Raw genomic sequence first — 11,218 nt, 5'->3', positions numbered from 1 at the left:
ACGTGAACCTGATCGTGGTTTCGAACCGAGTTGCCCGCGCGTCGGGCAACGAACCGATGACGGGAGGATTAGCGGCGGCGCTGCTGCCGGTAGTCGAAAAATCCGGTGCGATATGGGTCGGGTCGAGCGGGCGGGTCCGTGACGGTGTTCACCGCGAACCTTTCGCCGAAATCGAACCGCTCGGTGCCGGCGCGCTGGCGATGTTGGACCTGCCGGCAGCGCATTACGGCGGATACTACGAAGGCTTTGCCAATTCGGCGCTGTGGCCGGCTCTGCACTCCCGCCCGGATCTGATCCGGGTTTCCCACGACGATTATCATTCGTATCGCGAGGTCAACGGCTTCATGGCGCGGGCGCTGCTGCGTTTCCGCAAGCCGGGTGCCGCGTTCTGGGTGCAGGATTATCACTTCCTGGCGCTCGGCGCCGAACTTCGCCGGCTCGGCGTCGACCATCCGATCGGGTTCTTTCTGCATACGCCGTGGCCGTCGCGCGCCACGATCGGCTGCGTGCCGCATCATCGCGAACTGATCGAGGCGATGCTGGCCTACGATCTGATCGGTTTCCAGACCGAGGAGGATCGCGGCAATTTCCTCGGCTATGTCGAAACCGAACTCGGTCTGAAGGTCAGCGACGGGGTGGTTTCGACGGCGCACGGATCGGCCCGCTGCGAGGTGTTCGCGATCAGCATCGACGCCGGCGCATTCGCCCAACAAGCACAGAAGGCGATGACCCACCCCGAAGTCTCCCGCCTGCGAAAGAGTCTCAATGGCGAGAAGCTGGTAATCGGCGTCGACCGGCTGGACTACTCGAAGGGGCTGATCAACCGGGTCAAAGCGTTCGACAAAATGCTGTCCGACCGGCCTGCCTTGGAGCGGGCGGTTTCGCTGTTGCAGATCGCGACGCCGTCCCGCGGTACGATCGAGGCTTACGGCAATCTGCAGAGCGATCTCGCCAAGCTGGTCAGCGACGTCAACGGCCGGCTCGGCGAGGTCGATTGGACGCCGATCCGCTACCTCAACAAGGGCTATCGCCAGAGCGTGCTGGCCGGGCTGTACCGCTCGGCCCATGTCGGTTTGGTCACGCCGCTACAGGACGGCATGAATCTGGTGGCGAAAGAATATGTCGCGGCCCAGAACCCGGTCGACCCGGGCGTGCTGGTGCTGTCGAAGTTCGCCGGCGCCGCCAACGAGCTCGACACCGCCCTACAGGTCAATCCGCACGACATCGACGGCATGGCGCGGGTGATCGCCGCCGCTCTGGCGATGCCTCTGACCGAGCGCCGGCTGCGCTGGGAGGCGATGATGGAAAAGCTGCGCGCCAACAGCATTCAGCGCTGGTTCGCCGACTTCGTCGCGGCCCTTGAGCGCGCCCACGACAGCAATCAGAAGTCCGGCCCGATCGCCCTGCCGCCCTCGCCGCAGCCGTCGGCGATCAGGCTGACGGGCGGCTGGTCACGCCGGACGCCCCAGGCCGTCGGCGGGGCAGTGCTGCAGTAGGTTCCCCGGGCCAGGGTCAAGGAGGCCCCGGACATGCTGTCCGTCGACCTTTCGGCCCGGAGGGGTGGGCCGAAAGGTGTGATTCCGGCACGAATTTCCCCAGCCGGCAGCGCAATCCCTTGCCAAATCCGCCCGACGCGGTCATGAGAAGGCACCCGGAGAGGTGGCCGAGTGGTTGAAGGCGCACGCCTGGAACGCGTGTGTGCGGGAAACCGTACCGTGGGTTCGAATCCCACTCTCTCCGCCAGCTTGGCGTCTTTCCGCCAGCCAGCTCCTTTACACCACCGATTTTCCCCACCTCTATCGAGGGTGAAGGTCTTTGGGCCCCGCCAGCCGGCTTCCCACTCGCTGTTTAAGCTTGCTTACCCTCGGTGTCTCGATAATTTAAGCGAAGCAACGATCGCTTAAATAAAGGCGCAGCACCACGACGGCGGCTTGTCCCGAATCTGCTGCTGATCTTCGGTCGGCCCGCTTCATCGAGACCTTAAATTGCGGGCGAGATCGTGCGGCCTTTCAGGCTCGAAACCCAGCGTCAATCTGTGTATCATCACGACATGAAGTCCGCAGACTGTACCAGCAGCATCTCGCTTCCGCGTCTTTGACGTGAGGAGCGCTTGGCAGGCGGCTTCAGGGAGCTCCTGCCAGAGTTCACCTGCAGATGCGGGTGGCGCGTCGCCGCGTGCGTGGCTTGCTAATCTACGGTCCTTCCTATGGCTAATGTCTTTGAAAGCCCCTTCAGGGGCATCACTCTTGACCGCCTCGTCACCAATCCAAACATCCACGTTGGTCGCTACAGTTATTATTCCGGCTACTATCACGGGCACGGCTTCGACGAATGCGCACGCTTCCTGTTGCCGGACGAAGGTGTGGACAGGCTCATCATCGGTTCGTTCTGTTCGATTGGTTCAGGCACGGCCTTCATCATGGCTGGCAACCAGGGGCACAGAAGCGACTGGATCAGCACATTCCCGTTCTACTGGATGTCCGACGTTCCATCGTTCGCAGGGGCGGACAACGGGTTCCAGGCGGCCGGCGATACGGTCATCGGCAACGATGTCTGGATCGGGTCTGAGGCCATCATCATGCCGGGCGTTCGAGTCGGGGATGGCGCGGTCATCGGGACAAGGGCATTGGTCACAAGGGATGTCGAGCCCTACGCCATTGTGGGCGGTAATCCCGCCAAGGTCATCCGAATGCGATTTGACGGCTCCGACATCGACAAGCTGCTCGAACTTCGTTGGTGGGACTGGCAAGACGATCAATTGCAGCAGGTCATGCCAATCCTGACCAGCGGCGACATTGCGGCGCTTCATCGTTACTGGCGATCGGTGATCGAACCGGCGGAGTGACGGGCCTCTTACCATTCGTGTCGGCCCGTCCTCTTCGCGGAAGAGGACGGGCCGGTGTCCAATGATTCAGAGGCTAAAGCTGAGACGCCGTTTCGACGCGCGATGGGCCGCGTCGAGGTGTATTGGCAGCTTGAGCCCCGATCACAGCAGTGATCGCATCGCCATCTCGCACCCCAGCAGCAACAAACAGATCAGGAAGCCGCGACGAAAGGCGGTCGGACTGATCCGGTCACGAACGATCTGTCCGGCCCACATGCCGCCGAGTGCGGGCAGCGTGGCGAGCGCCGACACGGTCAGATGATCGGTATGGAAAGCGCCGTGAGCGCCGAGGCCGATTCCAAGCGCGATCGTGGATACGGTGAACGACAGGCCGAGTGCCTGCACGAGGTCGTCCTTGGCAAAGCCGAGCGACTGGATATAGGGGACGGCCGGAATGACGAATACGCCCGTTGCGCCCGTGACGATGCCTGTTGTTCCGCCGATCAGCGGCGACAGCCAGGGCTCGGCGCGTGGCGGAATGCTGATGGGACGGGCCAGCAGCGTGGAGCTCGCGTAGACGATCAGCGCGATACCGAGCATCGCGGTCGTCACCCGTGTGTCGCCGCTGGCGATCCATACCGATCCCAGCAGCGTTCCGGCGACGACGGCCGCCATCATCGGCCACAGCCTGCGTAGGAGTGGACCCAGGCTCGGGCCGGCGAGGAGTTGCCAGACATTGGTGACGAAGGACGGCACGAGCAGAAGGCTTGCGGCCGCGATCGGCGAGATCAACGCGCCGAGCACGCCCATCGCCACCGTCGGCAGCCCCATGCCGGTGACGCCCTTGACCAGGCCGGCGACGAAGAAGGTGGCGAAGACCGCAACCAGCAGCGATATCGAAACATCGGACATGGTGCATCACCACCGCTTCGCGAGGCTTCTGGCAATGCGGATGTGCCGATCCGTACCTTCGGCTATGCCGAAGGCTGATCGTCGGCTAGTCTCGGAAGATGCGCTTCGACCTCACCGATCTCGGCCTGTTCCTCGCCGTTATCGAAGCCGGCAGCATCACCCGCGGCGCGGCCGAAGCCGGTCTGTCACTGCCTGCCGCCAGCGAGCGGCTGCGCGACATGGAATCCGCCGGCGAAGTTCTGCTGCTGCATCGCGGCCGGCGAGGCGTCGTGCCGACCGAGGCGGGCGAGGCGCTCGCTCATCACGCCCGCACGATCCTGCACCAGATCGCCGAAATGCGCGGCGAACTCGGTCGTTACGCGAAGGGAGTGCGCGCGAGCGTCTGCATCCTGGCCAACACGGCGGCGATCACCGAGTATCTGCCTGAACGGCTGGCGACCTGGATGGCGCAGCATCCCAGGGTCGATGTGGATCTCAAAGAACGTCAGAGCTCCGATATCGCCAGAAGCGTGTCCGCCGGCTTCGCCGAAATCGGCATCCTGTCCGGTGCCGCCGCGACCGCCGGCCTGACATTGCGTCCCTTCGCCATCGACCGGCTGGTGGCCGTGCTGTCTTTGGGCCACGCTCTGGTGCGAAAGCCGCAGCTTCGCTTTTCCGAATTGCTCGACCACCACTTCGTTGGTCTGTCCGGCGGGGCACTGCAGCAGCATCTCGAGATGCAGGCGGCTCGTCTCGGGGCGAAGATCAAGCTCCGAGTTGCGCTTCGCAGCTTCGACGGGATCTGCCGTCTGGCGGGCGAAGGCGTCGGAATCGGCATCGTTCCGGAATCGGCCGCGCGGCGCTCGAAACGATCGGCCCGCATTGCCATCGCCCGGCTTCAGGACGATTGGGCGACGCGGCGGCTATCGGTCTGCGTCCGCAGCGAGCCGGATCTGACGCCGCTGGCGCGAAGCCTCTTTCAGCATCTCGCGACCCGGTCGTCCTAGTCGCTCCGATGAGGCTTTTCGGCCAACGAGGGTGTGCAGCAGCGCCGGTGTGATCCCAATCACCCTCAGCGCTGCCGCGGCCGCGCGTTACAGATTGCGCTGCACGAAGCTGTCGATCGCGGTGGCGATCAGGTCCTTGTCGTTGTCGATCGTCGCGACATGATAGGAGTTGTCCAGCCACAGCAGTTCGATCCGGCTGGAGCCGACGTGGTTCGCGATGACCGTCGCATTGGTCGGCGACAGCACATGGTCGACCCGCGAATTGATCACCAAGGTCGGGCACTTGATCTTGGGCAGCATCGCGCGGGCAGTGGCCGCCAGCCCCATCACCTGCTTGACGCAGGTTACCGGAACCTGGTCGTAGGCCAGCTCCTTGGTGGTGGTGTCCACCATGTCCGAGCCGATGCCTGGGACGAACTCCGGCAAGCCGCGCGCATAGGCGAGCCCGGCGAGGTCGGGCGACTCGATCTGCACTGCGGCATTGATCGGGATCACGCCGGCGACCTTGTCGGGATGCGAAGCGGCCAGATAAAGCGACAGCGTGCCGCCCATCGACAGCCCGGCCACGAAGGTCTTGTCGCATTTGGCCGAGAGCTCGAGCAGCGCGTCCTCGGCGCAATCGACCCAGTCGCTCGCGGTGGTCTTGGCCATTGCGGCCGGAGACACGCCGTGCCCCGGCAGCCGGGGGCCGAGAATCGAATAGCCGCGCTCGCCGAGCCGTTCGCCCAGATAGCGCATGCTCTGCGGACTGCCGGTAAATCCGTGAACCAGCAGGACGCCCGTCTTGCCGCCGTCGAACGCGAATGCCTCCGCGCCGACCATCACTGCGTCACCCATGTCGTCTCCCCCATGCTCCGGTGTCCGCCGCGCGCATCGCCCGGCTCAATCAACCGACTGTTTTGGTTCAGGTTTCTTATGTCCCAAAAAAGCCCCCGGACCGTCAAGCGAGGTGACGGCAGCGAGCGCTGCGGGGCGCTTGATGGTCAAACGGCCGCAGGTCCTGGAGGCCCGCGGACTGCTAAAGTATGAGAGCTCGGCCTCCGAAGCCATTTGGCGGCCAAATCGGGCCGATCTTCCGCTTCGGCTCTGATCTAAATCACAGCGGCCTTCGACTAATTGTGCAGAATTCGCGCCGCGTCGTCGTTTTTCCGGTAAGTAAATACAGGGCGGTGGCGTTCCGTATAAAAATTCCTTTGGTGGTACCAAGGAAAATGCAATTTCTCTTATGTGATCGATCGGCTCACAAGCTCCGCGCAACGGAGCCCGCGGAGCCAATTGGCCGCGCTGCGTTGTGGGGGAGTCATCATGGGTCAGGGCCAAACGCTTTCAGCCTTTTTGGATTCGTATGCGGTCGATCCGCAGCGGAAAGCGGTCGCCGAAGCGGTCGCCGCGATCGCCGCTGGGTCGATCGAAATCTCTGAACTGATCGGGCAGGGGGCTCTGGCCGGCATCACCGGCGCGGCGCACGGCGGCAGCAATGCCGACGGTGACGTGCAGAAGGATCTCGACGTCAAGGCCGACGAGATCATCGTCGCCTCGCTGAAGGACGTGCCCTTCGCGGCGCTGGCATCAGAAGAGTCCGATACGCTGCTCGACGGCGATCCGAACGCGCCGATCTCGATCGCCTATGATCCGCTCGACGGCTCGTCCAACATCGACACCAATATGACGGTGGGGACGATCTTCTCGATCATCCCGAACCAGCCGGGCGTTAAGCCGTTCACCGCGCCGGGCTCCTGCCAGATCGCCGCCGGCTTCGTGGTGTACGGGCCGCAGACCTCGCTGGTGCTGACGCTGGGCGACGGCGTCGATATCTTCACGCTGGATCGCAAGGCCAGAGTGTACCGGCTGATCCGCGAGCGGGTGACGGTGCCGGCCGACACTGCCGAATATGCCATCAACGCCTCGAACCATCGCCATTGGGAGCAGCCGATCCGCGACTTCGTCGACGAGTGCATCGCCGGCTCCGACGGCCCGCGCGCCAAGGACTTCAACATGCGCTGGATCGGCTCGCTGGTGGCCGAGGTCTATCGCATCCTCACCCGCGGCGGCGTGTTCCTGTATCCGGGCGACAATCGCGCGGGCTATGGCAACGGCCGGCTGCGGCTCCTGTACGAAACCCATCCGATGTCGTTCGTGATGGAGCAGGCCGGCGGCGCCGCCTCGACCGGGCGCGAGCGCGTGCTCGATCTCACCGCCAAGACGATCCATCAGCGCTCGCCGCTGATCATGGGGTCGATCGACAAGGTCAAGCGCATCGAACTGCTGCACACCGATCCGAGTGCGGCCTCGCGTTCGGCGCCGCTGTTCGCCCGCCGCGGCCTGTTCCGCGTCTGACGTCGTCTCCCCCGGTTGGAATTGGAAGTACCTCCTCATGTCCCGCAAGCATCCGATCATCTCCATCACCGGCTCCTCCGGCGCCGGCACGACCTCCGTGAAGAAGACCTTCGAGCAGATTTTCCGCCGCGAGAACGTCAACGCCGCGTTCATCGAAGGTGATGCGTTCCACCGCTACAATCGCGTCGACATGCGCAACAGGATGGCGGAGGAAGCCGAGAAGGGAAATAAGCACTTCTCGCATTTCAGCCCCGAGACCAATCTGTTCGAGGAGCTCGAGACCACGTTTCGCGATTACGCCAACACCGGCACCGGCAGAACCCGCACCTACGTCCATGACGACAAAGAAGCCGCGATCCACGGCGTGCCGCCCGGCAACTTCACCGACTGGCAAGACCTGCCGGCAAACTCCGATCTGCTGTTCTACGAGGGGCTGCACGGTGCTGTGATCACCGAGAAGGTCAACGTCGCGCAGCATGCCGACCTCAAGATCGGCGTGGTGCCGGTGATCAATCTGGAGTGGATCCAGAAGCTGCATCGCGACCGTGCCGACCGAGGCTACACCACCGAAGCGGTGACCGATACGATCCTGCGCCGGATGCCGGACTACGTGCACTGCATCGTGCCGCAGTTCGCCGAGACCGACATCAACTTCCAGCGGGTGCCGACCGTCGATACCTCGAACCCGTTCATCGCGCGCTGGATTCCCACCGCCGATGAATCGATGGTGGTGATCCGGTTCAAGAATCCGCGCGGCATCGACTTTGCGTATCTGCTGTCGATGATCCAGGGCAGCTTCATGTCGCGCGCCAACTCGATCGTGATCCACGGCGCCAAGCTGGATCTGGCGATGCAGCTCATCCTGACGCCGTTGATCATGCAACTGATCGACCGCAAGCGAAGCATGAAGTAATGCCCAACATCTGCAAGAATCTGGGGAGGCCGGTTTGAACGTTCCCGCACGCGATATCCACGACAAGGTCACGCTTCGCGACATGGCGAATGCGATTCGCTTTCTCGCCATCGACGGCGTCGAGAAGGCGAAGTCCGGTCACCCGGGCATGCCGATGGGCATGGCCGACGTCGCCACCGTGCTGTTCACCCGCTTTCTGAAGTTCGATCCGGCCGATCCCACCTGGGCCGATCGTGACCGGTTCGTGCTGTCGGCCGGCCACGGCTCGATGCTGCTGTACGCGCTGCTGCATCTGACCGGCTATCCGGACGTGACGATCGATCAGCTCAAGTCGTTCCGGCAGTGGGGTTCGAAGACCCCGGGTCATCCGGAATATGGCCACACCCAGGGCGTCGAAACCACCACCGGCCCGCTTGGCCAGGGACTCGCGACCTCGGTCGGCATGGCGCTCGCCGAGCGGATGATGAACGCGCGCTACGGCGACGCGCTGGTCGATCACCACACCTACGTCATTGCCGGCGACGGCTGCCTGATGGAAGGCGTCAGCCATGAGGCAATCTCGCTGGCCGGCCACCTCAAGCTCAACAAGCTGATCGTGCTGTGGGACGACAACCACATCTCGATCGACGGCGACACCTCGCTGTCGTGCTCGGACGATCAGCTCGCGCGCTTCGCCGCGTCGGGCTGGGCTACCACCCGCGTCGATGGTCATGATCCGGAAGCGGTCGCGGCCGCGATCGAGCAGGCCAAGACCAGCGACCGTCCGTCGCTGATCGCCTGCCGCACCACGATCGGCTTCGGCTCGCCGAAGGTGGCGGGCACCGAGAAGGCGCACGGCGCCCCGCTTGGCGCCGACGAGGTCGAGAAGACCCGCGCGGCACTGAACTGGCCGTATCCGCCGTTCGAAATTCCGGAAGCGATTTTGGCGCGCTGGCGTGAGGCTGGTGGCCGCGGCAAGGCCGCGCACGAAGCCTGGAGCCAGCGGCTGGCCGCTGCGGATGCCGCGACCCGCACCGGCTTCACCGATGCACTCGCCGGCAAGCTGTCGGCGGACTACGAAGGCGCGCTGCAGGGCCTGATCGCCAAGTTCGACGCCGATAAGCCGACCATTGCCACCCGGCAAGCGTCGCAGCTCACCATCGACGCCATCGTGCCGGCGTCGCCGAACATCCTCGGCGGCTCGGCCGACCTGACGCACTCCAACCTGACGCATGCCAAGGGCACCGCGTCGGTGAAGCCGGGCGCGTTCGGCGGGTCCTACCTGCACTACGGCATCCGCGAGTTTGGTATGGCGGCGGCGATGAACGGCATCGCACTGCACGGCGGCTTCGTGCCGTTCGGCGGCACCTTCCTGGTGTTCGCCGACTACAGCCGTCCGGCGATCCGCCTTGCGGCGCTGATGGGCGTGCGTGTCATCCATGTGATGACCCACGATTCGATCGGCCTCGGCGAGGACGGGCCGACCCATCAGCCGGTCGAGCACGTCGCCTCGCTGCGGGCGATCCCGAATCTCTTGGTGTTCCGCCCGGCCGACGCGATCGAGACCGCGCAGGCCTGGGACTGCGCGCTGAAGCAGACCTCGCGTCCGTCGGTGCTGGCGCTGTCGCGCCAGGGCCTGCCGGCGCTGCCGCGTCCGAACGGCGCGACCGGCAACCCGGTGGCGCGCGGCGCTTATGTCGTGGTCGATCCCGGCCAGCGCGACGTCACCCTGATCGCCACCGGCTCGGAAGTGTCGCTGGCGCTGGATGCGGCGTCCAAGCTGGAAGCCGAAGGCATCAAGGCGGCGGTGGTGTCGGCCCCGTGCTTCGAACTGTTCGCCGACCAGGACGACGCGTACCGCGCCAGCGTGCTCGGCACAGCGCCCCGCGTCGGCATCGAAGCGGCGCGCGACACCGACTGGCGCCGCTGGATCGGTGACACCGGCGCGTTCGTCGGCATGACCGGATTCGGTGCTTCGGCGCCGGCGCCGATCCTGTACCAGAAGTTCGGCATCACCGCGGAAGCGGTGGTGGACGCCGCCAAGGGCGCGATCGCCCGCGGTAAGCACTGAGCCCGATTTCGAACAACACGACGACGGTTGTCGTCATACGGATAGTATCTGAGGAGACATCATGGCGCGCATCACTCTGAGGCAATTGCTGGATCACGCCGCCGAGCACGGCTACGGCGTGCCCGCCTTCAACATCAACAACATGGAGCAGGGCCTGGCGATCATGGAGGCGGCGGCGATGGTCGACGCGCCGGTGATCATCCAGGCGTCGCGCGGCGCCCGCTCCTATGCCAACGACATCATGCTGGCGAAGATGATCGATGCGCTGGCCGAGATGTATCCGGACATCCCGCTGTGCATGCATCAGGACCACGGCAACGACGAAGCCACCTGCGCCACCGCGATCCGCTACGGCTTCACCTCGGTGATGATGGACGGCTCGCTCAAGGCCGACGCCAAGACCGCGGCGGATTATCAGTACAACGTCGACATCACCCGCCGCGTCGTCGACATGGCGCACTGGGTCGGCGCTTCGGTGGAAGGTGAGCTCGGCGTGCTCGGTTCGCTGGAGCACGGCGGCGGCGAGCAGGAAGACGGCCACGGCGTCGAGGGCAAGGTCAGCCGCGAACAGCTCCTGACCGATCCGGACCAGGCGGTCGAGTTCGTGCGCGCCACCAAGGTCGACGCGCTGGCGATCGCGATGGGAACCTCGCACGGCGCCTACAAGTTCAGCCGCAAGCCGGATGGCGACGTGCTGGCCATGAAGGTGGTCGAAGAGATCCACCGCCGGCTGCCGAACACGCACCTCGTGATGCACGGCTCGTCGTCGGTGCCGCAGGACCTGCAGGACATCTTCAACGAGTTCGGCGGCGCGATGCCGCAGACCTTCGGCGTGCCGGTCGAGGAAATCGTGCGTGGCATCAAGCACGGCGTCCGCAAGGTCAACATCGACACCGACTGCCGCCTAGCGATGACCGGCGTGTTCCGGAAAGTCGCCACTCAGAACAAGGCGGAGTTCGATCCGCGCAAGTTCCTGAAGCCGGCGATGGATGCGATGCGCGACGTCTGCAAGCTGCGTTTCGAGCAGTTCGGCACCGCCGGCAACGCCGGCAAGATCAAGGTCGTGCCGATGTCGGAAATGGCCAAGCGCTACAAGGCCGGCGCGCTCGATCCGCAGATCGGCCAAGTCGCCCGTGCGGCAGAGTAATTGAAATAGATCCGCGGCGGCCAGCGGGCCGCCGCGCCTCGCATTGCAG

General features: G+C 64.6%; 9 protein-coding genes and 1 tRNA gene. 8 read left to right on the top strand and 2 right to left on the bottom strand.

All coding sequences use genetic code 11. From position 1 onward, the window contains the following. Nucleotides 1-2 precede the first annotated feature (2 nt). The 3 genes from otsA (at nucleotide 3) to catB (ending at nucleotide 2,845) form a co-directional block, all read left to right on the top strand. Nucleotides 3-1,496, top strand: coding sequence for an alpha,alpha-trehalose-phosphate synthase (UDP-forming) (gene otsA, locus M9H71_RS05750; protein WP_455404109.1), 1,494 nt, complete (start codon nucleotides 3-5; stop codon nucleotides 1,494-1,496). A gap of 157 nt (nucleotides 1,497-1,653) precedes the next feature. Continuing rightward, a tRNA-Ser gene (locus tag M9H71_RS05745) sits at nucleotides 1,654-1,743 on the top strand. A 463-nt stretch (nucleotides 1,744-2,206) separates the two neighbouring features. Continuing rightward, nucleotides 2,207-2,845 (top strand): type B chloramphenicol O-acetyltransferase, encoded by a 639-nt coding sequence (gene catB / locus M9H71_RS05740; RefSeq protein WP_455404108.1) that lies wholly within the window; start codon nucleotides 2,207-2,209, stop codon nucleotides 2,843-2,845. A 141-nt stretch (nucleotides 2,846-2,986) separates the two neighbouring features. Here the strand turns inward: catB and M9H71_RS05735 are convergent, their stop codons facing one another. Continuing rightward, nucleotides 2,987-3,736 carry a sulfite exporter TauE/SafE family protein gene (locus M9H71_RS05735; protein WP_455404107.1) on the bottom strand — a complete coding sequence of 250 codons (750 nt, stop codon included), beginning with the start codon at nucleotides 3,734-3,736 and terminating at the stop codon, nucleotides 2,987-2,989. A gap of 98 nt (nucleotides 3,737-3,834) precedes the next feature. Here M9H71_RS05735 and M9H71_RS05730 point away from each other — a divergent pair, with 98 nt between their 5' ends. Further along, nucleotides 3,835-4,722 carry a LysR family transcriptional regulator gene (locus tag M9H71_RS05730; RefSeq protein ID WP_455404106.1) on the top strand — a complete coding sequence of 296 codons (888 nt, stop codon included), beginning with the start codon at nucleotides 3,835-3,837 and terminating at the stop codon, nucleotides 4,720-4,722. Nucleotides 4,723-4,809: 87 nt separating this feature from the next. Here the strand turns inward: M9H71_RS05730 and M9H71_RS05725 are convergent, their stop codons facing one another. Then, nucleotides 4,810-5,559: an alpha/beta hydrolase gene (locus tag M9H71_RS05725; protein ID WP_455404105.1), complete on the bottom strand. Its 750-nt coding sequence runs from the start codon at nucleotides 5,557-5,559 to the stop codon at nucleotides 4,810-4,812. A 468-nt stretch (nucleotides 5,560-6,027) separates the two neighbouring features. Between M9H71_RS05725 and M9H71_RS05720 the strand changes: the two genes are divergently transcribed. The 4 genes from M9H71_RS05720 to fba all read left to right on the top strand — a co-directional run bounded on the left by M9H71_RS05720 (nucleotide 6,028) and on the right by fba (nucleotide 11,169). After that, on the top strand, nucleotides 6,028-7,059 hold the full coding sequence (locus tag M9H71_RS05720) for a class 1 fructose-bisphosphatase (RefSeq protein WP_455404104.1): 1,032 nt from the start codon (nucleotides 6,028-6,030) through the stop codon (nucleotides 7,057-7,059). 37 nt (nucleotides 7,060-7,096) lie between these two features. Continuing rightward, nucleotides 7,097-7,972 (top strand): phosphoribulokinase, encoded by an 876-nt coding sequence (locus M9H71_RS05715; RefSeq protein ID WP_455404103.1) that lies wholly within the window; start codon nucleotides 7,097-7,099, stop codon nucleotides 7,970-7,972. Nucleotides 7,973-8,006: 34 nt separating this feature from the next. Then, nucleotides 8,007-10,022, top strand: a complete 2,016-nt coding sequence (gene tkt, locus M9H71_RS05710; RefSeq protein ID WP_455404102.1) for a transketolase — start codon at nucleotides 8,007-8,009, stop codon at nucleotides 10,020-10,022. A gap of 61 nt (nucleotides 10,023-10,083) precedes the next feature. Further along, on the top strand, nucleotides 10,084-11,169 hold the full coding sequence (fba, locus tag M9H71_RS05705) for a class II fructose-bisphosphate aldolase (protein WP_164603208.1): 1,086 nt from the start codon (nucleotides 10,084-10,086) through the stop codon (nucleotides 11,167-11,169). Nucleotides 11,170-11,218 lie beyond the last annotated feature (49 nt).

The sequence above is a fragment of the Rhodopseudomonas parapalustris genome (genome assembly GCF_053772255.1).
The sequence above is the reverse complement of the archived record's forward strand: the minus strand, read 5'-3'. Positions and strand labels throughout refer to the sequence as shown.

Excerpts from the sequence above, each read along its gene's own strand:
- catB (WP_455404108.1), top strand. The coding sequence starts at position 2,207 with ATGGCTAATGTCTTTGAAAGCCCCTTCAGGGGCATCACTCTTGACCGC.
- M9H71_RS05735 (WP_455404107.1), bottom strand. The coding sequence starts at position 3,736 with ATGTCCGATGTTTCGATATCGCTGCTGGTTGCGGTCTTCGCCACCTTC.
- M9H71_RS05730 (WP_455404106.1), top strand. The coding sequence starts at position 3,835 with ATGCGCTTCGACCTCACCGATCTCGGCCTGTTCCTCGCCGTTATCGAA.
- M9H71_RS05725 (WP_455404105.1), bottom strand. The coding sequence starts at position 5,559 with ATGGGTGACGCAGTGATGGTCGGCGCGGAGGCATTCGCGTTCGACGGC.
- M9H71_RS05720 (WP_455404104.1), top strand. The coding sequence starts at position 6,028 with ATGGGTCAGGGCCAAACGCTTTCAGCCTTTTTGGATTCGTATGCGGTC.
- M9H71_RS05715 (WP_455404103.1), top strand. The coding sequence starts at position 7,097 with ATGTCCCGCAAGCATCCGATCATCTCCATCACCGGCTCCTCCGGCGCC.
- fba (WP_164603208.1), top strand. The coding sequence starts at position 10,084 with ATGGCGCGCATCACTCTGAGGCAATTGCTGGATCACGCCGCCGAGCAC.